Source organism: Kitasatospora sp. NPDC096077 (assembly GCF_040303245.1).
In the GTDB taxonomy this organism is placed as follows: domain Bacteria; phylum Actinomycetota; class Actinomycetes; order Streptomycetales; family Streptomycetaceae; genus Kitasatospora.
Map to the genome: position 1 here is coordinate 54,243 of NZ_JBEOSV010000031.1, position 23,013 is coordinate 77,255.

At 72.2% G+C, this 23,013-nt stretch carries 24 protein-coding genes; 22 read left to right on the plus strand and 2 right to left on the minus strand.

The features are described 5' to 3' along the window. Positions 1-180: 180 nt before the first annotated feature. Entirely contained in the window at positions 181-885 is a 705-nt protein-coding gene (locus ABTZ03_RS24990) for a class I SAM-dependent methyltransferase (protein WP_350515297.1), read from the minus strand. A gap of 390 nt (positions 886-1,275) precedes the next feature. Between ABTZ03_RS24990 and proS the strand changes: the two genes are divergently transcribed. From proS to ABTZ03_RS25080, 18 genes are all read left to right on the plus strand, one after another. Then, positions 1,276-2,688 carry a proline--tRNA ligase gene (gene proS, locus ABTZ03_RS24995; protein ID WP_350515298.1) on the plus strand — a complete coding sequence of 471 codons (1,413 nt, stop codon included), beginning with the start codon at positions 1,276-1,278 and terminating at the stop codon, positions 2,686-2,688. A 400-nt stretch (positions 2,689-3,088) separates the two neighbouring features. Next, positions 3,089-3,667, plus strand: coding sequence for a hypothetical protein (locus ABTZ03_RS25000; protein WP_188307074.1), 579 nt, complete (start codon positions 3,089-3,091; stop codon positions 3,665-3,667). A gap of 496 nt (positions 3,668-4,163) precedes the next feature. Further along, positions 4,164-4,592, plus strand: a complete 429-nt coding sequence (gene rpsP, locus ABTZ03_RS25005) for a 30S ribosomal protein S16 (RefSeq protein WP_350515299.1) — start codon at positions 4,164-4,166, stop codon at positions 4,590-4,592. Between the two features lie 2 nt (positions 4,593-4,594). Then, complete coding sequence (locus tag ABTZ03_RS25010) at positions 4,595-4,834, plus strand: RNA-binding protein (protein WP_030056773.1); 240 nt, start codon at positions 4,595-4,597, stop codon at positions 4,832-4,834. A 130-nt stretch (positions 4,835-4,964) separates the two neighbouring features. Continuing rightward, on the plus strand, positions 4,965-5,525 hold the full coding sequence (gene rimM, locus ABTZ03_RS25015; RefSeq protein ID WP_350515300.1) for a ribosome maturation factor RimM: 561 nt from the start codon (positions 4,965-4,967) through the stop codon (positions 5,523-5,525). 161 nt (positions 5,526-5,686) lie between these two features. Continuing rightward, positions 5,687-6,505: a tRNA (guanosine(37)-N1)-methyltransferase TrmD gene (gene trmD, locus ABTZ03_RS25020; RefSeq protein ID WP_350515331.1), complete on the plus strand. Its 819-nt coding sequence runs from the start codon at positions 5,687-5,689 to the stop codon at positions 6,503-6,505. 154 nt (positions 6,506-6,659) lie between these two features. Further along, positions 6,660-7,010 (plus strand): 50S ribosomal protein L19, encoded by a 351-nt coding sequence (gene rplS / locus ABTZ03_RS25025; protein ID WP_030243502.1) that lies wholly within the window; start codon positions 6,660-6,662, stop codon positions 7,008-7,010. Positions 7,011-7,088: 78 nt separating this feature from the next. Further along, complete coding sequence (gene lepB / locus ABTZ03_RS25030) at positions 7,089-8,051, plus strand: signal peptidase I (protein ID WP_350515301.1); 963 nt, start codon at positions 7,089-7,091, stop codon at positions 8,049-8,051. Positions 8,052-8,127: 76 nt separating this feature from the next. Next, positions 8,128-8,979: a signal peptidase I gene (gene lepB / locus ABTZ03_RS25035; protein WP_350515302.1), complete on the plus strand. Its 852-nt coding sequence runs from the start codon at positions 8,128-8,130 to the stop codon at positions 8,977-8,979. Between the two features lie 242 nt (positions 8,980-9,221). Continuing rightward, positions 9,222-10,244, plus strand: a complete 1,023-nt coding sequence (gene lepB, locus ABTZ03_RS25040; RefSeq protein WP_350515303.1) for a signal peptidase I — start codon at positions 9,222-9,224, stop codon at positions 10,242-10,244. Positions 10,245-10,389: 145 nt separating this feature from the next. Then, positions 10,390-11,142, plus strand: coding sequence for a signal peptidase I (gene lepB, locus ABTZ03_RS25045; protein WP_350515304.1), 753 nt, complete (start codon positions 10,390-10,392; stop codon positions 11,140-11,142). A 112-nt stretch (positions 11,143-11,254) separates the two neighbouring features. Then, the gene (locus ABTZ03_RS25050) at positions 11,255-11,728 is read left to right on the plus strand and encodes an NUDIX hydrolase (RefSeq protein ID WP_350515305.1); all 474 of its coding nucleotides are present in this window, start codon (positions 11,255-11,257) and stop codon (positions 11,726-11,728) included. A 55-nt stretch (positions 11,729-11,783) separates the two neighbouring features. Next, positions 11,784-12,110 (plus strand): DUF2469 domain-containing protein, encoded by a 327-nt coding sequence (locus tag ABTZ03_RS25055; RefSeq protein WP_030056781.1) that lies wholly within the window; start codon positions 11,784-11,786, stop codon positions 12,108-12,110. Positions 12,111-12,278: 168 nt separating this feature from the next. Then, positions 12,279-12,782 carry a YraN family protein gene (locus tag ABTZ03_RS25060; RefSeq protein ID WP_350515306.1) on the plus strand — a complete coding sequence of 168 codons (504 nt, stop codon included), beginning with the start codon at positions 12,279-12,281 and terminating at the stop codon, positions 12,780-12,782. A gap of 1 nt (position 12,783) precedes the next feature. Continuing rightward, the gene (locus tag ABTZ03_RS25065) at positions 12,784-14,493 is read left to right on the plus strand and encodes a YifB family Mg chelatase-like AAA ATPase (protein ID WP_350515307.1); all 1,710 of its coding nucleotides are present in this window, start codon (positions 12,784-12,786) and stop codon (positions 14,491-14,493) included. Next, positions 14,490-15,680, plus strand: coding sequence for a DNA-processing protein DprA (dprA, locus tag ABTZ03_RS25070; protein ID WP_350515308.1), 1,191 nt, complete (start codon positions 14,490-14,492; stop codon positions 15,678-15,680). The genes ABTZ03_RS25065 and dprA overlap by 4 nt, the downstream gene beginning before the upstream one ends. Before the next feature lie 443 nt (positions 15,681-16,123). After that, positions 16,124-17,167, plus strand: a complete 1,044-nt coding sequence (gene whiG / locus ABTZ03_RS25075; RefSeq protein ID WP_502894572.1) for an RNA polymerase sigma factor WhiG — start codon at positions 16,124-16,126, stop codon at positions 17,165-17,167. 111 nt (positions 17,168-17,278) lie between these two features. After that, the gene (locus ABTZ03_RS25080) at positions 17,279-17,863 is read left to right on the plus strand and encodes a TetR/AcrR family transcriptional regulator (protein ID WP_350515332.1); all 585 of its coding nucleotides are present in this window, start codon (positions 17,279-17,281) and stop codon (positions 17,861-17,863) included. On the opposite strand, the gene ABTZ03_RS25085 is transcribed toward ABTZ03_RS25080, so the two are convergent. Beyond that, a complete protein-coding gene (locus tag ABTZ03_RS25085) occupies positions 17,752-18,609 on the minus strand; it encodes a M23 family metallopeptidase (RefSeq protein ID WP_350515309.1) in 858 nt (285 codons plus the stop codon). The genes ABTZ03_RS25080 and ABTZ03_RS25085 overlap by 112 nt on opposite strands. 628 nt (positions 18,610-19,237) lie before the next feature. On the opposite strand from ABTZ03_RS25085, the gene rpsB reads away from it, so the two are divergent. The 4 genes from rpsB (at position 19,238) to frr (ending at position 22,773) form a co-directional block, all read left to right on the plus strand. Next, positions 19,238-20,113 carry a 30S ribosomal protein S2 gene (gene rpsB / locus ABTZ03_RS25090; protein WP_350515310.1) on the plus strand — a complete coding sequence of 292 codons (876 nt, stop codon included), beginning with the start codon at positions 19,238-19,240 and terminating at the stop codon, positions 20,111-20,113. A 129-nt stretch (positions 20,114-20,242) separates the two neighbouring features. After that, complete coding sequence (gene tsf / locus ABTZ03_RS25095; RefSeq protein ID WP_350515311.1) at positions 20,243-21,082, plus strand: translation elongation factor Ts; 840 nt, start codon at positions 20,243-20,245, stop codon at positions 21,080-21,082. 263 nt (positions 21,083-21,345) lie between these two features. Further along, positions 21,346-22,110 carry a UMP kinase gene (gene pyrH / locus ABTZ03_RS25100; protein WP_030056790.1) on the plus strand — a complete coding sequence of 255 codons (765 nt, stop codon included), beginning with the start codon at positions 21,346-21,348 and terminating at the stop codon, positions 22,108-22,110. A 141-nt stretch (positions 22,111-22,251) separates the two neighbouring features. After that, positions 22,252-22,773, plus strand: a complete 522-nt coding sequence (frr, locus tag ABTZ03_RS25105) for a ribosome recycling factor (RefSeq protein WP_350515333.1) — start codon at positions 22,252-22,254, stop codon at positions 22,771-22,773. The last annotated feature ends 240 nt before the right edge of the window (positions 22,774-23,013 follow it).

Sequence of the window (23,013 nt, forward strand, 5' to 3'; positions counted from 1 at the left end):
GGTGTTCGCGGGTGGCCGGGGGGCGGCCGGGGGGTTGGGGGGCGCCCCCGGTTTCGTGGGTGCGGGGCCGTGCTCCGGCGGCGCTGTGCTCCGTCGGCGTCGCCCGGTCGGCGGGGCGGCCCGGTTGACGACGTCGCCCGGTCGGCGGTGCGGTGCGGCCCGGTCGGCGGTGCCGCCCGGCTAGCGGGGCCGCTCGGCGACCAGGTAGCGGAAGACGTTCTCCATCCGGACCGAGTCGTCCGGGCGCAGGTACGGCTGCAGAGCCTCCTCCAGCTCCTTGGCCACCAGCGGGGCGCCGGAGAACTCCTCGGCCGCCTCGAACAGCCCGGTGGAGAGCAGGCCGCGCACCGCGCTGTCCAGGTCCGGATAGGCGAACGGGCAGCTCACCCGTCCGCTGCCGGCCGGGCGCAGGCCGACCGGCGCGAGCAGGTCCTCCAGTGCCCCCGGCGCGCTCAGTTCGAAGGGATCGCGCGCGGTGGTCCGGCCCGCCCTCCGGCGTGCCACGTCCAGCACCGGCGCGCTCGCGCAGCGCTCCGGCGGCCCCCAGGCCGCCAGCACCACGTGCCCGCCGGGGAGGGTCGACCGGGCGGCCTCGGCGACCACCCGACCGGGGTCGGCGGCGCCGGGCAGCTGGTCGAAAACCGTCACCAGCGAATGGGCCGAGCGGGGGACGGCGGCGGCCGGCCGGGCGCCCGCGCACACCCGCAGCCGACGGTCCCGGGCCAGCTCGCGCAACTCGTCCCGCGGCTCCTGGCCGGAGACCTGGGCGCCCCGCCCGGCGGCCAGCAGCAGGGCGAGCCCGGAGCGGCAGCCCAGCCCCAGCACGCTGCTCGCCGGGCCGACCTCCAGGCGGTCGTAGACCGCTTCGTAGAGCGGCACCAGCATGCGTTCCTGGATCTCCGCCCAGTCGCGCGCCCGCGCGGGCCCGGCGGCCCCCGGTTGCGGGTGGTGCGGTCGTGCGCCCGCTGGTCGTGCGCCCGCTGGTCGTGCGGTCGTGCCGGTCGTCCGAGCTGAAGCCATCGCGGCCTCCCATCCGGTCCTTCGGTGTGCTGCTACGGCTCCCCCAAAGTCCCGCCCCACTCCAGCGAACAGCGGGTCGGGCCCGGAGTCCAGAGGGGTGCAGGGTGGTGCGCGCGGGTCGCGGTCGTGCGCCCCCTGCGGACGGCGTGCCACGGCTGCGGGTGTGCCGTTTCCGCCGCTGCGGGTGTTTCCTCCCCTCCCGCGAGTGTGATACCGATTCGAAGTGGAGGGGTGGATCCCCGTACCATTCCGCCCATGGCTAAGGCACCCGTACTCACCCCTCAGGCGGAAGACTTCCCGCGCTGGTACCAGGACCTCATCAACAAGGCCGAGCTGGCCGACAACGGTCCGGTGCGCGGCACCATGGTCATCCGACCGTATGGCTACGGCCTGTGGGAGCGGATGCAGCAGGAGATGGACGCGCGCATCAAGAAGGCGGGTGCGCAGAACGCCTACTTCCCGATGTTCATCCCGCAGTCCTACCTGACCAAGGAAGCCGAGCACGTCGAGGGCTTCGCGCCCGAGCTCGCGGTGGTCACCCACGGCGGCGGCAAGCAGCTGGAGGAGCCGGTCGTCGTCCGGCCCACCTCCGAGACGATCATCAACGAGTACTTCTCCAAGTGGGTGCAGAGCCACCGCGACCTGCCCCTGCTGATCAACCAGTGGGCCAACGTGGTCCGTTGGGAGCTCCGCCCGCGCGTCTTCCTGCGCACCACCGAGTTCCTCTGGCAGGAGGGCCACACCGCCCACGCCACCTACGAGGACGCCCGTGACTACGCGTCGATGATCCACACCCAGGTCTACGGCGACTTCATGACCAACGTGCTCGGCATCGACGTCGTGCTCGGCCGCAAGACCGCCAAGGAGCGCTTCGCCGGCGCCATCAACACCCTCACGCTCGAAGGCATGATGGGCGACGGCAAGGCGCTGCAGATGGGCACCAGCCACGAGCTGGGCCAGAACTTCGCCAAGGCGTTCAACACCACCTACCAGCTGCAGGGCGCCGAGCGCGAGCACGTCTGGCAGACCTCCTGGGGCGTCTCCACCCGCATGGTCGGCGGCCTGATCATGTCCCACGGCGACGACAACGGCCTGCGGGTCCCCCCGCGCCTGGCCGCGGTCCAGGCCGTGGTGCTGGCCATCAAGGGCGACGACGCGGTCATCGCCAAGGTCCGTGAGATCGGCGCCCAGCTGGAGGCCGCCGGCATCCGGGTCGTGGTCGACGACCGCACCGACACCCCGTTCGGCCGCCGCGCCGTCGACTGGGAGCTCAAGGGCGTTCCGCTGCGCATCGAGGTCGGCCCGCGCGACCTGGAGAACGGCACGGCGATGCTGGCCCGCCGCATTCCGGGCGGCAAGGAGCCGGTCTCCATCGACGCCCTGGCGGCCCTGCTGCCGGGCATCCTGGAGGAGGACCAGGCGCTGCTGCTGCGCCAGTCCCGCGAGCGCCGCGAGGCCCGTACCGTCGACGTGAAGACCCTGGACGAGGCCATCGAGGCCGCCGCGACCGGCTGGGGCCGGATCTCCTGGGCCGACCTCGGCGCGGAGGGCGAGGCCAAGCTGGCCGAGCAGGGCGTCACGGTGCGCTGCATCATCGCGGCCGACGGCTCGGTGCCGGCGACGGACGACCAGGACGGCAATATCGCGATCGTCGCGCGCGCGTACTGATGTCAGCCGTCGGCGGGTAATGACCGTTGCCGGCGACATTTGCCCGGAATGCGGGTGGGTAAGAATCCGGTAACTCTGCCGGGGGCGTCCAGGTCGTGGACATCCCTACCGGCCGGTCAACTGCCGGTATTAACGGAATAGCGGTACGGTGTACGGCCCGTGGCCCTGTCAACTTCGAGGGGTCCACGGGCCGTACGTCCAGGGGGCGACAGCCCGCCCCCGGACGGAATTCACGAGGTCCGCCGGTGTTGCGACGGACCGAAACCGGCAGGGGGTTGGTCTTGCGTCAGATCCGGAACGCGCAATTCGCGCGCAGTCGTGCATTCCTGGGAGTTCCCTGGGAATTCCCGGAGAACGGGAACATGCGGAACATCGGCTCGCCCTGCATCGTTGGTCTAGCGTGAGCACGACACAGCCCCTCGTCCTCGCGGCCGAACTGGCCGCCGCCTGGAGTGACATCCAGGCCTACCATCAGGACCTCCCCGACCTGGCCTCGCCCGAGGCACTGATCGGCGAGTCCTCCTCGGCCTGTGGCACGCGGCTCGGTTTCGAGCGGCTCCTCCACGAGGCTGCCCACGGTCTGGCCGCGGCCCGGGACATCCGGGACACCTCGCGGGCCGGCCGCTACCACAACCGGCGCTTCCTGATGCTCGCCTCCGAGCTGGGCCTGGCGCACCCGGTCGAGCCGCACGCCAGCAGCGGCTTCTCCCAGGTGACCATGCTCAAGGAGACGCAGGAGCGCTACGCCGAGACCATCGAGCGACTGGACCGCGCCCTCGGCGCGCACCAGGAAGCGGTGGCCGGCGACGGCACGAACCGCGCCTTCCGCGGTCCGGCCGCCCGGCACGGCTCCTCCGGGGGCGGCGTCCGGGTCAAGGCGGTCTGCGGCTGCGGGCGCAACGTCCGGGTCGTACCGTCGGTGCTCGCCCAGGCGTCCATCGTCTGCGGCGCGTGCCAGCAGCCGTTCAAGATCGCGTAGACCGTCGTACGAGCCGGGACCGGGACCGGTCGGCGACTGTGCGGGCAGTCGGCGCGGCCGGGGTGATCGGTGCCGGTGGCACAGGTGACATCGGTGAGTCCGTGGGCTGACCGGGAGCGGGGGCTCCCGGTCGAGCCTGAGTCCTTCGTCCATGAGCGGGTCCGCTGGAGAGCGGGCCCGTTTTTCTGTCCTCGGGGGCCCGGGCCTGCGGGTCTGCGGCGCTCCGGAGCGCCCGTCCACGGGGCTCCGGTGGGGCTCCGGTGGGGCTCCGGTGGGGCGTCGACGGGATGTCGGTCGTGGCTGCGGCGGGGCGTCGGCCGTGGCGGCCGGGTGAAGACCGTCCGCGCCGGTATGGCAGAATGGACAGCTGAGTACTCGGCAGCCGAGCAGGACCCCTCTCTCCTACGGCTGGCGTGTCCCTTGAACGGCCCGCCCCGCAACCCCACGCGGACCGCGAAGCTGCTCACCCACGTCAACACCAGGAGAACCCACTCCCGTGGCAGTCAAGATCAAGCTCAAGCGTCTCGGCAAGATTCGCTCCCCGCACTACCGCATCGTCGTCGCCGACGCCCGCACCAAGCGTGACGGTCGCGCGATCGAGGAGATCGGCATCTACCAGCCGACCTACAACCCCTCGAAGATCGAGGTCGACGGCGACCGCGCCCAGTACTGGCTGTCCGTCGGCGCCCAGCCGACCGAGCCCGTGCTCGCCATCCTCAAGCTGACCGGCGACTGGCAGAAGTTCAAGGGCCTGCCGGCTCCGGAGCCGCTGAAGGTCGCCGAGCCCAAGGTCGAGGACTTCTCGCACCTGTTCGCGAAGGCCGTCGCCGGCTTCGAGGACGCCACCACCGGTGTCGCCATCACCCCGAAGGCCAAGAAGTCGGACAAGGCCGAGGCCGAGGCCGACGCCGCCGTCGAGGCCTGATCGTGATCGAGGACGCCCTCGACCATTTGGTGAAGGGCATCGTCGAGCACCCCGACGAGGTGCAGGTGCGCTCGCGCAACCTGCGTCGGGGTAACACCATCGAGGTGCGGGTGCACCCCGATGACCTCGGCAAGGTGATCGGCCGGGGCGGCCGCACGGCGCGCGCACTGCGCACCGTGGTCGGCGCCCTCGGCGGTCGCAACGTCCGGGTCGACCTGGTCGACGTGGACAACATTCGCTGACGCAGCTGCTCGTTCAGCCGTCGGGCTTGAGGCCGACCGGGACGCATGTCGTCCCGGTCGGCCTTCTTCGTTTCCGCACCACCCTTCTCTGCCCTCTCGCTCGCCCAGCAACTCCAGGAGAACGATCACCGTGCAGCTCGTCGTCGGCAGGATCGGCCGCGCCCACGGCATCAGGGGGGACGTCAGTGTCGAGGTCCGCACCGACGAGCCGGAGCTCCGGCTCGGCCCCGGTGCCGTCCTGCTCACCGACCCGGCCTCGGCCGGGCCCCTGACCGTCGAATCGGGCCGGGTGCACAGCGGTCGGCTGCTGTTGCGTTTCGCCGGCGTCAAGGACCGCAACGCGGCCGAGGCGCTGCGGGGCACCGTGCTCATCTCCGAGGTCGACCCGGAGGAGCGCCCGGACGACCCGGAGGAGTACTACGACCACCAGCTGGTCGGCCTCGACGTGGTGCTGCTCGACGGCACCCCGGTCGGCGAGCTGACCGCGGTCGTCCACCTGCCGTACCAGGACCTGCTCACGGTGGAGAAGGCCGACGGGACGGAGGTGCTGGTGCCCTTCGTCAGCCAGATCGTGCCGACCATCGATCTGGAGAACCAGCGGGCCGTGATCACCCCGCCGCCCGGGCTGATCGACCCCGAGGTGGCCGAGGTCGCCGGGGGCGCGACGGAGGAGCCGGAGGAGTCGGAGTGAGCGTCGAACAGGCTCCCCGGGACCTCGCTGTTCAGGCCCCTGCCGCCCAGGAGCTCGCGGGGGAGCGCGCGCCGGAGCTCGCGGGGGACGCCGCACCCGAGCTCGCGGGGGACCACGCACCCGAGCTCGCGGAGGCCGCCGCCGGGGGCGTCCGGACCGGGATGCGGATCGACGTCGTGTCGATCTTCCCCGAGTACCTGGAACCGCTGAACATCTCGCTGGTCGGCAAGGCCCGGGCCCGCGGCCAGCTGGACGTGCACCTCCACGACCTGCGGGAATGGACCCACGACGTGCACCGCACGGTGGACGACAGCCCGTACGGCGGCGGCCCCGGCATGGTGATGAAGCCCGAGCCCTGGGGCGAGGCGCTGGACGCGGTGCTGGCCGGCGGCCCCGAGGGCGAAGTCCCCACCCTGGTCGTGCCCACCCCGAGCGGACGCCCGTTCACCCAGGAGCTCGCCCAGGAACTGGCCGGCCGTCCCTGGCTGGCGTTCACGCCCGCGCGCTACGAGGGCATCGACCGCCGGGTGATCGAGGAGGCGGCCACCCGGATGCCGGTGGTCGAGGCCTCGATCGGCGACTACGTGCTGGCCGGCGGCGAGGTCGCGGTGCTGGTGATGGTCGAGGCGATCGCCCGGCTGCTGCCCGGCGTGCTCGGCAACGCCGAGTCCCACCGGGACGACTCCTTCGCGCCCGGTGCGATGGCCGACCTGCTGGAGGGCCCGGTCTACACCAAGCCCGCCGAGTGGCGCGGTCGGACCGTGCCGGACGTGCTGCTCAGCGGCAACCACGGCAAGATCGCCCGTTGGCGGCGGGAGCAGGCCTTCGCCCGCACCCTGGGCAACCGGCCCGACCTGGTCGAGCGCTGGCAGTACGGCTCCTTCGACAAGAAGGACCGGGCGGCGCTCAGCGTCTTGGGCCTGGCCTGGGACGAGGAGCTGGGCCGATTTCGGTCCGCCGCCGGTGATGTGGAAGAATAGGCAGCTGCTGTCTGTCGCTGGTCCCCTTCCATAGGGGGCACGTGGACCGGCGCCCTCGCCACGGGGGGATCGCCGCCAGCCGATGCGGCCCGCAGTACACCCCATTGTGACGAACTTCCGTGGGCGGCCCGTGGCGCCTGCGATGGAGAGCAACATGAGCAACAAGCTCGCTGCTGTCGACGCGGCTTCGCTGCGCACCGACATTCCGGCCTTCCGTGCCGGTGACACCCTGAAGGTTCACGTCCGGGTCATCGAGGGCAACCGCTCCCGTGTCCAGGTCTTCCAGGGCGTCGTCATCCGTCGCCACGGCGCCGGCGTCGGTGAGACCTTCACCGTCCGCAAGGTCAGCTTCAACGTCGGCGTGGAGCGCACCTTCCCGGTGCACACCCCGGTCGTCGAGAAGATCGAGGTCGTGACCCGCGGTGCGGTTCGCCGCGCCAAGCTGTACTACCTGCGTGACCTCCGCGGCAAGGCCGCGAAGATCAAGGAGAAGCGCGACCGCTGATCCACCGCCCCCCCGGCCACGCCGGGGGATCGGAGCGCTCCGAGGGGCCGGGCCACCGCAAGGTAAGCTCAGCGCCCGATGAGCACGCACGAACCACCCGCGGACCGCGACGGCAGTCCCGCACCCACCGGTGCGGACTCGCTGTCGCGGTCCGCGGTCGTTTCCGGGCCGGTCCGGGAGGCGGAACCGGCGCCGGGTACGGAATCGGGCCGGGACCGGGATCCGGATCGGGCCGAGGAGCAGGACGGCGGCCGGGGTCAGGAGCGAGACCAGGCCCGTGATCAAGCCCGTGATCAGGACCGTGATCAGGACCGGGACGGTGACCACGACCGGTCCGAGGCGGCGGAGGAGGACGAGGAGCCCGGGCGGTCGCGGTCGCGGGACCTGCTGCTGTTGGCCGGGATCTGCCTGGCTGCCCTGCTGCTGGTGAACGCCTTCGTCGCCCGTCCGTTCACGGTGCCCTCCGGCTCGATGGAGGACACCCTGCGGCCCGGCGACCGGTTGATCGCCAACCAGCTCGCCTACGCCTTCGGCGGCCACCCCCAGCGGGGCGACGTCGTGGTCTTCGACGGCACCGGCTCCTTCCTCCCCGACTCGGCCGATCCGCCGGGCTTCTGGGACGGCCTGCGCTCGGCCGGGCGGGACCTCGGACTGGTCCCGGCCGGGAACACCGTCTACGTCAAGCGCGTGATCGGTGTCGCCGGGGACCGGGTCCGCAGCACCGGACCGGGCGCGCCGCTCACCGTCAACGGCGTGCCGGTGGACGAGAGCGCCTACCTGGCCCCGGGCGACCAGCCCTCCGACGTGGCCTTCGACGTCCTGGTGCCGCGCGGCAAACTCTTCGTCCTGGGCGACCACCGGAGCGCCTCCCGGGACTCGCGCGACCACCTCGGGGAGCCCGGCGGCGGCTTCGTGCCGGAGGACGAGGTGATCGGTCGGGCGGACTGGGTGGTCTACCCGTTCTCGCGCCTGACCAGCCTGGACCGGCCCGCGGCCTTCGCCGCGATTGCGGGGACGGGCGGTCATGGGGAGCAGGGGTAGGGGGCGGGTCGCCGACCGCCCGGCCCCGGAGCCGGGTGAGGGCGAGGCCGGCTCCGTCGACGCCGCGGATCCGGTCGTGCCGGTCCGTGGCCGCGCCGACCGCCGCCGCAGTGCCCGACGCGCGGCCCGACGGCGCAAGCGCTCGCTGCTGCGTGAGTTCCCGCTGATCATCATGGTGGCGCTGTTGGTGGCGTTGGTGATGAAGACCTTCCTGATCCAGGTGTTCGTGATCCCCTCGGGCTCGATGGAGCAGACCATCAAGGTCGGGGACCGGGTGCTGGTGGACAAGTTGACCCCCTGGTTCGGCAGTGAGCCGCAGCGCGGCGACGTGGTGGTGTTCAAGGACCCGGGCGGCTGGCTGGAGGGCGATCACAAGCCGTCCGACGACGGTCCGGTCCTGGGCCCGGCCAAGCAGGTGTTGACCTTCGTCGGGCTGGTGCCGTCCGACAACGAGCAGGATCTGATCAAGCGCGTGATCGGCGTCGGCGGGGACACCGTCGAGTGCTGCGACGCGCAGGGGCGGCTCAGCGTCAACGGCCGTGCGGTGGAGGAGCCGTACCTCGCGGCGGGCAACCCGCCGTCCCGGCAGCCCTTCAAGGTGCAGGTGCCGAAGGACCGTCTGTGGGTGATGGGGGATCACCGTGACGTCTCCGCCGACTCCCGCTTCCACATGGGCAATCCGGGCCAGGGCACCGTCCCGTTGAGCGATGTGGTCGGTCGCGCTTTCGTGATCGCCTGGCCGCTGGACCGCTTCCATCAACTCGATGAACCGGCTTCACTCTCCTCCCTCGCCGCGACTCCGCAGCTCGACGGAACTGCGCCGCAATCGATGGCTGTTGGGCCGCTTCCTGTGGAACCTCCGCTCGTTATGGGTGTGTTGGGCATTCTTCCGTTCGTCGTTCGCCGTTCCGGGCGGCCTCCGAAGTGAGCCGCTCCGGCCGTCGGACGGCCGGACCGCGCGTGTGGAACCGCGAGCCGGATGCCTTGGAGTGATAGAGAAGTGCAGGTGCGGCCAGGAGTGGTCCCGGTCGCGCGCTGTGGCCGGGTTGGTGTCAGGGGAGTCCGCCGTGGGCAATCCTGATGCGTTCATGGTCGTGGCGAGCGTGGTGCCCGCTGTGCGGCACTCTGAGCGCGGGCGCGCGGGCGTCCGCACAGCAGGGAGGAGACGTTGTGGGGGATTTGGTGATCGGCGCCCGCTCAGGCGCCGGGGAGCCCGAGGGCCCGGGTGGCCGGGTGACCCGGTCCGCCGAGTCCTCGGCGCCTTCCGCCGCGGCCGAGGACACGGCCGCGGCCGCCCAGACCGCCGATGAGCGCGGTCCGGACGAGCACGACCCCGGGGCGAGCGGCCCCGGAGAGCCGCCGCAGTCGGAGAACGGGCCGGTGGACGGCGCGGGCGATCCGGCCAAGCCGCGCAAGCAGCGCTCCTTCCTGAAGGAGTTGCCGATCCTGGTCGGCATCGCGCTGGTCCTCGCGCTCGTGATCAAGACCTTCTTCGTCCAGGCGTTCTCCATTCCGTCGGAGTCGATGCAGAACACGCTGCAGGTCGGCGACCGCGTGCTGGTGGACAAGCTGACCCCCTGGTTCGGGGCCGAACCCGAGCGCGGAGAGGTCGTGGTGTTCCACGACCCGGGCGGCTGGCTGAACGACGAGCCGACCCAGCAGAGCAGCAACTCCTTCGTCCGCGGGGTGCAGGACGTGCTCAGCTTCGTGGGGCTGATGCCCTCCGCCAACGAGAAGGACCTGATCAAGCGGGTCATCGCGGTCGGCGGCGACACCGTCGAGTGCAAGGACGACGGGCCGGTCAAGGTCAACGGCGTGGCGCTCAACGAGCCGTACATCTACCCGGGCAACACTCCCTGCGGTACGCAGCCCTTCGGCCCGGTGAAGGTGCCGAACGGCAGGATCTGGGTGATGGGCGACCACCGCGCCGACTCGCTGGACTCCCGCTTCCACATGGACCAGCCGGGCGGCGGGACCGTGCCGGTGGGCAATGTGATCGGGCGCGCCTTCGTGGTGGCCTGGCCGATCGGCAACTGGTCGACGCTCCCGGTGCCGGACACCTTCGACCAGAAGGGTCTGGCGGCGGGGGCCTTGCCGGCCGCGCCTCCGGTGGCCGGGGCGGTGGGGGCGGTTGCCCTGCTTCCGCTGGTGCGTCGGGCGCGGGCCCGGACGGAGAGCCGGAAGGACGGCTGAGCTCCACCGGCTCCTCCCAGACCCTTGCGCGGGCCGTGGTACCGACGAGTAATCTGCTCGGACGTGCCACGGCCCGCCGGCGTTCCCGCCCGAGCCACCGGCGTGCCAGTGGTTTTCTCCGGTCGGCCAGAGGTGGACGGTGTCGATGAGCAGTGCCGTGGAACAGTCGGCCGACCTTTCGGACGCGCCCGCCCGGCCCGGCCGTCGGCCCGCCGCGGTGCTGCAGGGCGTCGCGCTCGCGCTCGGTCTGCTGCTGATGATCGGCGGCTTCGCCCTCATCGCGGTCGACTACCGGCCGTACAAGATCCCCACCGCCTCGATGCACCCGACGCTCCAGATCGGCGACACCGTGCTCGCCCGCAAGGCCGGTGGCGCCGTCGGCCGGGGCGACGTGGTGGTCTTCCGCGACCAGGCCTGGGGCGGGGAGCTGATGGTCAAGCGGGTCGTCGCGGTCGGCGGCGACACCGTCGCCACCACCGCCGCCGACCACCGGCTGACGGTCGACGGGCAGCCGGTGGACGAGCCGTACCTCGCGACCCAGGGCCGCCAGGGCGAGGACTTCAGCGTGACGGTGCCGCAGGGGCGGCTGTTCCTGCTGGGCGACAACCGGGTGGGCTCGCTCGACTCCCGCACCCACCTGGAGGTCGACGGCGGGACCGTCCCGACCACGGCCGTCGAGGCCAGGGTCGAGGCCACCCTGCTGCCCTTCGGCCGGACCGGCCTGCTGGACCGGACCACCGCCTTCGACGGCTTCGCCGGACCGCGGGCCGCCGACCCGGGGCCGCTGGAGCCGGCCGCTTACGCCAGCGTCGCGGGCGCGGCGCTGATCGTCGTGACCTCGGCGGTGGGCGGGGTGGCCGGCCTGGTGCGCCGCGCCCGCCGGGGGCGCAGCTCCTGAACGCGGCCGTCGCAGGTCGGGCCGCTCTGCCGAACATCGCCCCGGACGGACGCGCCGGGTGGCAGGATCGGTAGCGCCACCGATGCGGACGGAAGGAGCGTGGAGCGCCGCCATGACTGCACAGCGTCGCAGGGCCGCGCGGATCCTGCTGCTGGACGGGCTGGATCGCATCCTCCTCTTCCTGGGCGCGGATCCCGCGGTGCCCGACGAGACGTGGTGGTTCACGCCCGGGGGCGGCTTGGAGCCGGGGGAGGACGTGCGCGGGGCCGCCGAGCGGGAGCTCGCGGAGGAGACCGGCTTGCGGGGTGTGGACCTGGGGCCCTTGGTGGCGTACGGCACGGTGTCGTTCTCCTTTCAGGGACAGCGTTACGAGCAGGATCAGTGGTTCCACCTGGCCCGGACCACGGAGACGGGACTGGACCACTCGGGCATGGGTGAGGACGAGCACGCCCAACTGCTCGCGGCGCGCTGGTGGACGGTCGAGGAACTGAGGGGGACCGCCGAGACGGTCTATCCGGCCGGACTGGCGGACTTCCTGGAGCGGCTGCTGGCAGAGGGCCCGCCGGTCGATCCGGTGCGGCTCTGAGCGTGGGTGCGGTGGTCCACAATGGGTGGACGTGACAAGTTGAGGGGACGCCTGGATGAGTGCCGAAGATCTCGAGAAGTACGAGACCGAGATGGAGCTCAAGCTCTACCGGGAGTACCGGGACGTCGTCGGCCTGTTCAAGTACGTGATCGAGACCGAGCGACGTTTCTACCTCACCAACGACTACGAGCTGCAGGTGCACTCGGTCCAGGGCGAGGTGTTCTTCGAGGTGTCGATGGCGGATGCGTGGGTCTGGGACATGTACCGGCCGGCCCGGTTCGTCCGCAAGGTCCGGGTGCTGACCTTCAAGGACGTGAACATCGAGGAACTCGCGAAGAGCGATCTGGAGCTGCCCTCGGACGAGTCCGGCTTCGGGAACTGACGTTGGACGACTCCGTCCCGCGTTGTCCAGCCGAATTTCGCGTGACGGGGGCTTCTCACTCCTGCGGGTGACAAGAGTTGTCCACAGGCCCGAGTTATCCACAGGGAAACGGAATTTCCCGGCCCAGTCGAGCACGGTGCTGCAGCCTCCTCGCAGGAGGTGGTCACCGTGCAGAACACCATCGTGCAGGACCAGGCCGTACCGAACGCGGCCGCAACCGGGTCGCCCGACGCGACCGAACCGGACCGCAGCACCAGGAACGGGCTCGGCCGCTACGGCGAGCGGGTCGCCGCCCGGCACCTGACGGAGGCCGGGCTCCGCATCCTGGACCGCAACTGGCGGTGCGTCGAGGGCGAGCTGGACATCGTCGCCCTCGACGGTGACACCGTCGCCGTCTGCGAGGTGAAGACCCGCTCCGAGCGGGGCTTCCAACAGCCCAGCGAGGCCATCGACCGGGCCAAGGCCGCCCGGCTGCACCGGCTCGCCGAGCGCTGGCTGGCCGAGCGCTGGCCCGGGCACTTCGCCCGGCTCGCCGGGCCCGGGTACGACCCCGGGCCGTCCGATCCGCAGTGGCCGCCCGCCCCGCCGGGAGGGGTGCGGATCGACCTGGTGGCCGTGGTCAACCGGGCGCGGGGTGCGGCCCTGGTCGACCACCTGCGGGGGGTGGTCTGAGATGGCCTTCGCCCGTACCTGTTCCGTCGCGCTGGTCGGGGTCGACGGAGTGATCGTCGAGGTCCAGGCCGATCTGGAGCCCGGGGTGGCCGCGTTCACCCTGGTCGGCCTGCCCGACAAGGCACTCACCGAAGCCCGCGACCGGGTCCGCGCCGCAGTCTGCAACAGCGGGGAGGCCTGGCCGCAGCGCAAGCTCACCGTCGGGCTCAGCCCCGCCTCGGTGCCCAAGAGCGGCAGCGGTTTCGACCTCGCGGTGGCCTGCGCCGTGCTGGCCGCCGCCGAACGGCTCGACCCGTCCGCCATCGCCGACCTGCTGCTCATCGGCGAGCTGGGGCTGGACGGCCGGGTGCGGCCGGTCCGCGGGGTGCTGCCGGCGGTGCTGGCCGCCGCCGACGCCGGGTACGAACGGGTCGTGGTCGCCGAGCAGACGGCGTCCGAGGCCTCGCTCGTCCCCGGGGTGACGGTGATCGGGGTCCGCAGCCTGCGCCAGCTCGTCGCCGTCCTGACCGGGGCGACGGCGCCGGAGGAGCCGCCCGACCCGATCGGCGGGCGACCGGATCCGCTGATGGCCGGTCTCATGCTGCCCAGCGCCGGCGTCCGGGGCCTGCCCGACGACCGGGCGCTGCGCCTCGACATGGCCGACGTGGCCGGCCAGTACGAGGCCCGGCGAGCCCTGGAGATCGCCGCCGCCGGAGGACACCACCTCTACCTCAAGGGGCCACCGGGCGCGGGCAAGACGATGCTCGCGGAGCGGCTGCCCGCACTGCTCCCACCACTGACCCAGAAGGAGTCGCTGGAGGTCACCGCCGTCCACTCGGTGGCGGGCCTGCTCCCGGCCGGGCGCCCGCTGATCGACACCGCGCCCTACTGCGCCCCGCACCACTCCACCACGATGCCCGCGATCGTCGGCGGCGGCAGCGGGCTGCCGAGACCGGGGGCGGTCTCCCTGGCCCACCGGGGCGTGCTGTTCCTGGACGAGGCCCCGGAGTTCCCGGTGCGGGTGCTCGACGCGCTGCGCCAACCGCTGGAGTCGGGCGAGGTGGTGATCGCCCGCTCGGCCGGATCGCTCCGGCTCCCGGCCCGCTTCCTCCTCTGCCTGGCCGCCAACCCCTGTCCGTGCGGCCGGTACTCACGCCGGGGCGAGGGCTGCGAGTGCACCCCGAGCATGGTCAGCCGCTACCAGGGGCGGCTCTCCGGGCCGCTGTTGGACCGGGTCGACCTCCAGGTGCAGGTCTCCCCGGTGACCAGGATCGAGCTCATGGAGCGGGACACCACCGCGGAGACCACCGAGACCGTCGCGGCCCGGGTGCTGGCCGCCCGGGAACGGGCGGCGGCCCGGCTGGAGCACACCCCGTGGCGGACCAACGCCGAGGTGCCGGGGCACGAGCTGCGCACCCGCTGGCAGCTCGCGGCCGGCGCGCTCAACGACGTCGCGCGCCAACTGGAGCGCGGACTGCTGACCGCCCGCGGCCTGGACCGGGTGCTCCGGGTCGCCTGGACGGTCGCGGACCTGGCCGGACGGGACCGGCCGGACCAGCGGGACGTGCGCACCGCCCTGGTCCTGCGCACCGGCGTCGAACAGGGGCCCCCGCTGCCCGAGCGCGGCCGCAGCCGCTACCCGGGCATCCCCGCCCAGCGCAGGAGCGGCCCGGACGACGAATGGCCGGACGCACCGCCGGAGACTCCGGCCGATGGCAAGGAGGCGGCATGAACCAGCTGTTGCGGCACCCCGGGGCACCGCACGCGACCGTGGCCGGTCCACCGGTCGCGCCCGAACCGGAGCGCCTCGCCCGCGTCCTGCTCACCCGGCTCAGCGAACCGGGCGATGCGGTGGTCGGCCGCTGGCTCGGCCAACTCCCCGCCGTGGAGGTGGTCCGGGCGATCCGGGAGGGCGTCGTCCCCGACCACCCCGGGCTGGACGCCGCCCGGTTGGCCGCCTACCAGGCGCGACTCCCGGGCCTCGACCCGGCGGACGACCTGAAACGGGTACGGGACGTCGGTGGACGCTTCATCATTCCGGGGGACACGGAATGGCCCAGTCAACTGGACGACCTGGGCGACGGACGCCCGATCGGGCTGTGGACCACCGGCACCGGTTCACTGCGGCTGCTCGCCCTGCGCTCGGTGGCAGTGGTGGGTTCGCGGGCCTGTACGGCCTACGGCGCCCACGTCGCGGGGGAGCTCTCGGCCCAACTGGCCGAGCGCGGCTGGGTCGTGGTGTCCGGTGCCGCGTACGGGATCGACGCGGCGGCCCACCGGGGCGCGTTGGCCGTCGGCGGGATGACCATCGCGGTGCTCGCCTGCGGGGTCGACGTGGCCTACCCGAAGGGGAACGCCGAACTGATCCGGCGGATCGGCGTCCAAGGCCTGCTGGTCAGCGAACTCCCGCCCGGTGAACACCCGAACCGCTTCCGCTTCGTGCTCCGCAACCGGGTCATCGCGGCGCTGACCCGGGGCACCGTGGTGGTCGAGGCGGCATTGCGAAGCGGAGCCCTGAGCACGGCCAGACGGGCACGGGAGCTCAACCGCCACACCATGGGCGTCGCCGGGCCCGTCACCTCGGAGCTCTCCGCGGGGGTGCACGCCCTGATCCGCAGCGGCGGCGCCACGCTGGTCACCGAGGCGGCCGAGATCACCGAGCTGGTCGGCGCGATCGGGGACGACCTGGCCCCGCAGCGCACCGGCCCGGTCTTGCCGCGGGACTTGCTGGAGCCCGCGCTGGCCCGGGTGCTGGAGGCGGTGCCGGCCACGGCGGACGGTGCCCCGGTCGAGCGGTTGGCCCGTCAGTCGGGTCTCCCGCCGGACGAAGTCCTGCAGCGGCTCTACGAGTTGGTCTCGCTCGGCTTCGTGGAGCGACACGGCGCGCACTGGCGCCTGGTGCGGAGGAGGTGTGGATGAGGAGGTGACGCGCGGGAGGGCGAACGGGGGTGCGCACGGGAGAGGCGAGCCGGGACGGTCCGGCTGACCTGCTGATCCGTTCCTTCCGCTCGTATGCCCGGATCCGGTGGGTGAACGCCACCGGATCGAGGGACGACCGAGTGGCGGTAGCGCTTTGCAGTGAGTCGGTCACGCTACGCTCCACATGCCTTCCCTATCAGCACACGACTCGGCAGAACGGCGCAGAGCAACGTATGCCCACACACATTCCCGGACACAGAGTGACCGGTGGCGCTCGGTCCTCGGGAGGGCCGCGGACCGAGCGGCGCCCCGTGACCGAGTTCCCGCCCAAGTCGGCGGGGACGATGGGAGGCCTGTCGCGTCAGGGCGGCCGGCCGACGGTGGTGCCGGGCCAGCCCGCGGACACGGCCAGGGACGCGGAAGCGGTCAGGGACACCGACCCGATGACGCACGCCGACCCGACCAAGGGCGCCGACGCGGCCGGGGACACCGACGCGGCCAGGGACGCCGATGTCGTCCGCGGCCCCGAACCGGCCCGCACCACCGGGGCGCTCGGAGACCCGGACGCGCCCGGCGGTGCGGCTGTCGACCGCGACCCCCGGCGGCCGTCGAGCACCCCCACTCCGGACGCCAGCTCGCCACCCGTGTCCCGGCCCCGCCGGGAACAGACGGGTGCGAGCGTGAGCGCCGGCGGGGGCGCGGACGCCCGGGAAGCCGGCGCCCAGGGGCGCACGGCGCTCGAAGAGCTCTGGCGCTCGTACAAGGAGACCGGCGAGAAGCGGCTGCGCGAGCAGCTGATCCTGCACTACTCACCACTCGTCAAGTACGTGGCGGGCCGGGTCGGGGTCGGCCTGCCCTCCAACGTCGAACAGGCCGACTTCGTCTCCTCCGGGGTCTTCGGGCTGATCGACGCGATCGAGAAGTTCGACATCGACCGCGCGATCAAGTTCGAGACCTATGCGATCAGCCGCATCCGCGGCGCGATCATCGACGAACTGCGCGCCCTGGACTGGATCCCCCGTTCGGTGCGGCAGAAGGCGAAGGCCGTCGAACGGACGTACGCGACGCTGGAGGCCCGGCTGCGCCGGACGCCGCACGAGCCCGAGGTCGCGGCCGAGATGGGGATCGCGATCGAGGATCTCCACGCGATCTTCAGTCAGCTGTCGCTCGCCAACGTGGTGGCCCTGGACGAGCTGCTGCACCCGGTGGGCGAGGGCGGCGACCGGCTGAGCCTGATGGACACCCTGGAGGACCACGGTGCGGACGACCCGGTCGAGGTGGCCGAGGACCGCGAGCTGCGCAGACTGCTCGCCCAGGCGGTCAACACCCTCCCCGAGCGGGAGAAGACCGTGGTGACGCTGTACTACTACGAGGGCCTCACCCTCGCCGAGATCGGACAGGTGCTGGGGGTGACGGAGAGTCGGGTGAGCCAGATCCACACCAAGTCCGTCCTCCAGCTGCGCGCCAAGCTCTCGGACATCCGGTAGCGGGATCCGGGGCCGCCCGCGGACCCGCTCCCCGGCCGAATGCGCGGCGCCGTATCGGTCACAGGTAGGGCTCCGTACAGTGGGAGCGTGCCGAAGATCCGAGCGGCCACGGTGGCCGAGCATCGTCAGCTGCAGCGGGCAGCCCTCCTGGATGCTGCCCGCACCCTGCTCACCGAGGGCGGAATGGAGGCCCTGACCTTCCCTTCGCTCGCGGCCCGCACCGGGCTGGCGCGCTCCTCGGTCTACGAGTACTTCCGCTCCCGCGCCGCCGTGGTCGAGGCGCTCTGCGAGGTGGACTTCCCGCTCTGGGCGGCCGAGATCGAAGCCGGGATGGCGAGCCGCGACACCGCCGCCGAGCGGATCGAGGCGTACGTCCGCGGTCAGCTGGCGCTGGCCGACGACCCGAGGCACCGCGCGGTCATGGCCATTTCGGCGCTGGAGCTCGACGAGGCCGCCCGTGAGCGCATCCGGGCGACGCACGGCCGACTGATCGGCCTGGTGGTCCGGGCCCTGGAGGACCTCGGCCATGAACAGCCCCGGCTCGCCGCGGCACTGCTGCAGGGGATCGTGGAGGCGGCCGTCCGTCAGGCCGAACAGCGCGCGGGCGGGGCACGGACGGGCTGCCCGGTGGAGTCCCCCGAGGCGATCGCCGACGCCGCCGTCGCCATGGCGCTGCACGGCCTCGACCGCTCCTGACCCGTTGCCCCCGCACCGCTGGCCGGGCCGGTACCCCCGGCCGAAGCCGCCGCTCGGTCCGTCCGGCCTGTTCGGTCCGTTCCATCCGTTCCAGCCGCTCGGTCCGTGCCATCCGTTCGGCCCGTGCCGTTCGCGTCGGCCGGGTGCCCTGCCCTGCCCAGGGGCAGCAGGCGGGCCCGGCCCGCGCCGAAGAGGGCCAGCGGATCGAGGTAGCGGTCGCCACGCAGTAGTCCCCAGTGCAGGCAGCCGTGCGCGCCGCAGTGCCGTCCGTCCGGGGCGAGCCGGCCGATCACCTGGCCGGCGGCCACCGCGGTGCCGACCGGGAGGGCGCCGGTGACGGGCAGATAGGTGGTCCGCAGCGGGGGAGCCCCGGAGTCCGGGTGGGTGACGGTCACCACCGGGCGGCCCGCCACCAGCCCGGAGAAGGCGATCACCCCGGCCGCCGCCGCCCGCACCTCGGACCCCGGCGCGGCGGCGAGGTCCACTCCCCGGTGTCCGGCCGCCCACGGCTCAGCGGGCGGTTCGAACCGCCCCAGCACCCCGCCGGGGCCGCCCACCGGCCAGGCCCGTGCCGGACCCGGAGCAGCGGCACCGCCCACTGTGGTTCCACCCGGCCCGCGCTCGGCCGCGGCCCCCGTCACGCCCACGAACCCCACCAGGGCGAGCACCAGCACCGGCACCACCCCGTCGAGCACCCGGCCGACCATCGGGCCGAACGCCCCGCGAACCCCACTGCGCCCAGTCATGCCCCGAGGCTGGCCGTCTCCCCGCCCCGGCACCACCGCCTTCCGGATACCTGTGGACAAACCGCCCCCGCGTCCGATCGCCATCCCCCGGACGGGTGTACGGACGCCGCCATCCGGTGTACAAACGGCATAAGAGGATCGGGAGCCGGGCAGAGGGCCGACCAGCCGACCGCCGTCCTCCGGCCGCCGCGGCCTCGTCCGCCGCAGCAGTTTCCCGGGCTTCTCCCCGGCCGATCGCAGGTCACCGGAGTCCGGACTCCGCCCGCGCGCAGCCCGTGCGCTGCCTGTCCGCAGGCCCTTCCGTGCCCGCGAAGTCGCCCGCCGCTCGGCGCTTCCCGTACACTTCACACGCGACCCGGTCTGCCGGGTCGACTTCGCACGCCCCGCCACCGGTGGTCGGATGTGGTTCTTCCGCAGCCCCCGCCAGGTGCGAGTGCCGCTCGGTCCGCCGAGCCCGACCGGTCCCCGGACCGACCGGGCTGAAGCGGCTCGGCACGATCGGGGCGTCAGGCGTGGCTGTCACCTGGCCGCCACGGACAACCGAGACTGACCCGGCCGTAGGCACTTCGCCCGAGGGGAATCCCCGAGGGCCGCCACAGTCGGGCCGTAACACCTGAGGAGCACGGCAATGGCCGTCGTCACGATGCGGGAGCTGCTGGAGAGCGGCGTCCACTTCGGTCACCAGACCCGCCGCTGGAACCCGAAGATGAAGCGCTTCATCATCACCGAGCGCAACGGCATCTACATCATCGACCTGCTGCAGTCGCTGAACTACATCGACCGCGCCTTCGAGTTCATCAAGGAGACCGTTGCCCACGGCGGCAGCGTCCTCTTCGTCGGCACGAAGAAGCAGGCCCAGGAGGCCATCGCCGAGCAGGCCACCCGCGTGGGCATGCCCTACGTGAACCAGCGCTGGCTCGGCGGCATGCTGACCAACTTCTCGACCGTCTACAAGCGCCTGCAGCGCCTGAAGGAGCTCGGCGAGCTGGACTTCTCGGACGTGGCCGGTTCCGGCCTCACCAAGAAGGAGCTCCTGGTCCTCCAGCGCGAGCACGACAAGCTGGAGAAGACCCTCGGCGGTATCCGCGACATGCAGCGCGTTCCCAGCGCTGTCTGGATCGTGGACACCAAGAAGGAGCACATCGCGGTCGGCGAGGCCCGGAAGCTCAACATCCCGGTCGTCGCCATCCTCGACACCAACTGTGACCCGGACGAGGTCGACTACAAGATCCCGGGCAACGACGACGCGATCCGCTCCGTCACCCTGCTGACCCGCGTGATCGCCGACGCCGTCGCCGAGGGCCTGAAGTCCCGCGCCGGTGTCGCCAAGGGCGACACCAAGGCCGAGCCGGGCGCCGACCAGCCGCTGGCCGACTGGGAGAAGGACCTCATCGAGGGCGAGAAGAAGGCCGAGGAGGCCCCCGCCGCCGCCGAGGCTCCGGCCGCCGAGGCCCCCGCCGCCGCTGAGGCCCCCGCTGCCGAGGCTCCGGCCGAGCAGGCCTGACGTACCAAGGGTGAGGGGCACCCGCCGGTACGACACCGGCAGGTGCCCCTCTCTCCCGCGCCGGGACCGAACCATCGGTCCCGGCGCTACTCCACGCAGACACGCGAGACGCGAGAAGAGATTCACACCATGGCGAACTTCACCGCCGCGGACGTCAAGAAGCTCCGTGAGCTCACCGGCGCCGGCATGATGGACTGCAAGAAGGCCCTGGACGAGGCCGAGGGCAACGTCGAGAAGGCCGTCGAGCTCCTGCGCATCAAGGGCCAGAAGGGCGTTGCCAAGCGCGAGGGCCGTGACGCCTCCAACGGCGCCGTCGCCGCGCTGATCGCCGAGGACAAGAAGTCCGGCGTTCTGGTCGAGCTGAACTGCGAGACCGACTTCGTCGCCAAGGGTGACAAGTTCGTCGAGGTCGCCGACGCGATCGCCGCCCACGTCGCGAAGACCGCCCCGGCCGACCTGGAGGCCGCCCTGGCTTCCGAGATCGAGGCCGGCAAGACCGTCCAGCAGTTCGTGGACGAGGCCAACGCGACCCTGGGCGAGAAGATCGTCTTCCGTCGCTTCGCCCGCTTCGACGGTGACGGCTTCGTCGCGGTCTACCTCCACAAGACCAGCCCCGACCTGCCGCCGGCCGTCGGCGTCCTGGTCGAGCTGGACAAGGAGAACGCCGAGGTCGCCAAGGACGTCGCGCAGCACATCGCCGCCTTCGCGCCGAAGTACCTGTCCCGCGAGGAGATCCCGGCCGAGGCGCTCGAGAACGAGCGTCGCGTCGCCGAGGCCACCGCTCGCGAGGAGGGCAAGCCGGAGGCCGCCCTGCCGAAGATCGTCGAGGGTCGCGTCACCGGCTTCGTGAAGGAGAACTCCGTCCTGGAGCAGGCCTTCGCGAAGGACAACAAGAAGACGGTCCAGAAGGTCCTCGACGAGGCCGGCGTCACCCTCAAGGGCTTCGCTCGCTTCCGCGTCGGCGCCTGAGCCACGTTCCACCTGGTCCCCGGCCCCCTCTAGGCTGGGAACCGCCCCCGCCCGCTGATGTGGGCGGGCGGAACGCCGAACGGGCTCACCCAGCGCCAACCGTCCATGGGCGGGCCGTGTCGGCACCATGAACGACGAGGAGGCCATTGCCGTGCAGGACACCGAACCGGTTCCCGCGGCAGTGGCCTCCTCGCGTGTACGCGCAGGCCGGGCATCCGCACGCCCAGGCCTGTGAGCCAGCAGGTGCAATAAAGGAGAAGTCCATGCAGGAGACGCAGGAGACCGCGCAGGACCCCAAGGCGGGCTCGCGCCGCCGGGTGCTGCTCAAGCTGTCCGGTGAAGCCTTCGCCGGTGGTGGCGGGCTCGGCGTCGACCCGGACGTCGTGCACGCGATCGCCCGCGAGATCGCCACGGTCGTCCGCGCCGGTACCGAGGTCGCGGTGGTCATCGGCGGCGGCAACTTCTTCCGGGGCGCCGAGCTGCAGGTCCGCGGCATGGACCGGGCCCGGTCGGACTACATGGGCATGCTCGGCACCGTCATGAACTGCCTGGCGCTGCAGGACTTCCTGGTCAAGGAGGGCATCGAGACCCGGGTCCAGACCGCCATCACCATGGGTCAGGTCGCCGAGCCGTACCTGCCGCTGCGGGCCGTCCGGCACCTGGAGAAGGGCCGTGTGGTGATCTTCGGCGCCGGTATGGGCATGCCGTACTTCTCCACCGACACCACGGCCGTCCAGCGCGCCCTGGAGATCCACGCCGACGTCCTGCTGATGGGCAAGAACGGCGTGGACGGCGTCTACGACTCCGACCCCCGGACCAACCCGGACGCGGTGAAGTTCGACGCGCTGGAGTACTCGGAGGTCATCGCCCGCGACCTCAAGGTCGCCGACCTCACCGCGATCACGCTGTGCAAGGACAACAACCTCCCGATGCTGGTCTTCGAACTGCTGGCGGAGGGCAATATCGCGCGTGCGGTGAAGAGTGAGAAGATCGGCACACTCATCAGCCAGGATTCTGTCCGGGCCTGAGCAGCAACCCGCCGTACGGGACGGCGTCCGCCGTGACCGGCCCCGATACCGACGCCGGTCGGCACACCAGCAGATGAACCGGACAGGGAGACCACAGTGAGCGAAGCGATCGAAGAGATCCTCCTCGAGGCCGAGGAGAAGATGGAGAAGGCCGTCGTCGTCGCCAAGGACGACCTCGCGGCCATCCGCACCGGCCGGGCGCACCCGGCGATGTTCGCCAAGATCGTCGCCGAGTACTACGGCGCCATCACGCCGATCAACCAGCTGGCCTCGTTCTCGGTGCCGGAGCCCCGGATGGCGGTCGTCTCGCCGTTCGACAAGAGCGCCCTGAAGGCGATCGAGCAGGCCATCCGCGACTCCGACCTGGGCGTCAACCCCTCGAACGACGGTTCCATCATCCGGGTGGTGCTGCCGGAGCTGACCGAGGAGCGCCGCCGCGAGTTCATCAAGATCGCCCGGACCAAGGGCGAGGACGCCAAGGTCTCGATCCGCGCGGTCCGCCGCAAGGCCAAGGACGGCATCGACAAGCTGGTGAAGGACGGCGAGGTCGGCGAGGACGACGGCCGCCGCGCGGAGAAGGAGCTCGACGACACCACGGCCAAGTACGTGGCCCAGGTCGACGAGCTGCTGAAGCACAAGGAATCCGAGCTGCTCGAGGTCTGATGAACGACGCCCCTGACGCCCCTGGCTACTGGGGCCCGTCCGACCAGCAGTTCCAGCCCTACCGCCCGGCGCCGCAGCCGCAGGCCCCCCGGCCTCCGGAGCACCCGGTGCCGGGGTACGACGAGCACCTGACGTCGGCCCCTGCACAGCCCTTCCCGGGCCACCCCGGTCGACCGGACCACTCCGGCCGGCCGGGTGGTCGCGCGGACCACCCGGGTGCGCCGGGTGCCGTGCCGGGCG

Excerpts from the sequence above, each read along its gene's own strand:
- trmD (WP_350515331.1), top strand. The coding sequence starts at position 5,687 with ATGCGGATCGACGTCGTGTCGATCTTCCCCGAGTACCTGGAACCGCTG.
- lepB (WP_350515304.1), top strand. The coding sequence starts at position 10,390 with ATGAGCAGTGCCGTGGAACAGTCGGCCGACCTTTCGGACGCGCCCGCC.
- frr (WP_350515333.1), top strand. The coding sequence starts at position 22,252 with ATGGAGAAGGCCGTCGTCGTCGCCAAGGACGACCTCGCGGCCATCCGC.
- ABTZ03_RS25050 (WP_350515305.1), top strand. The coding sequence starts at position 11,255 with ATGACTGCACAGCGTCGCAGGGCCGCGCGGATCCTGCTGCTGGACGGG.
- pyrH (WP_030056790.1), top strand. The coding sequence starts at position 21,346 with ATGCAGGAGACGCAGGAGACCGCGCAGGACCCCAAGGCGGGCTCGCGC.
- tsf (WP_350515311.1), top strand. The coding sequence starts at position 20,243 with ATGGCGAACTTCACCGCCGCGGACGTCAAGAAGCTCCGTGAGCTCACC.
- lepB (WP_350515301.1), top strand. The coding sequence starts at position 7,089 with ATGAGCACGCACGAACCACCCGCGGACCGCGACGGCAGTCCCGCACCC.
- rplS (WP_030243502.1), top strand. The coding sequence starts at position 6,660 with ATGAGCAACAAGCTCGCTGCTGTCGACGCGGCTTCGCTGCGCACCGAC.
- ABTZ03_RS24990 (WP_350515297.1), bottom strand. The coding sequence starts at position 885 with ATGCTGGTGCCGCTCTACGAAGCGGTCTACGACCGCCTGGAGGTCGGC.
- ABTZ03_RS25055 (WP_030056781.1), top strand. The coding sequence starts at position 11,784 with ATGAGTGCCGAAGATCTCGAGAAGTACGAGACCGAGATGGAGCTCAAG.
- whiG (WP_502894572.1), top strand. The coding sequence starts at position 16,124 with ATGACGCACGCCGACCCGACCAAGGGCGCCGACGCGGCCGGGGACACC.
- proS (WP_350515298.1), top strand. The coding sequence starts at position 1,276 with ATGGCTAAGGCACCCGTACTCACCCCTCAGGCGGAAGACTTCCCGCGC.
- dprA (WP_350515308.1), top strand. The coding sequence starts at position 14,490 with ATGAACCAGCTGTTGCGGCACCCCGGGGCACCGCACGCGACCGTGGCC.
- ABTZ03_RS25065 (WP_350515307.1), top strand. The coding sequence starts at position 12,784 with ATGGCCTTCGCCCGTACCTGTTCCGTCGCGCTGGTCGGGGTCGACGGA.
- ABTZ03_RS25085 (WP_350515309.1), bottom strand. The coding sequence starts at position 18,609 with ATGACTGGGCGCAGTGGGGTTCGCGGGGCGTTCGGCCCGATGGTCGGC.
- rpsB (WP_350515310.1), top strand. The coding sequence starts at position 19,238 with ATGGCCGTCGTCACGATGCGGGAGCTGCTGGAGAGCGGCGTCCACTTC.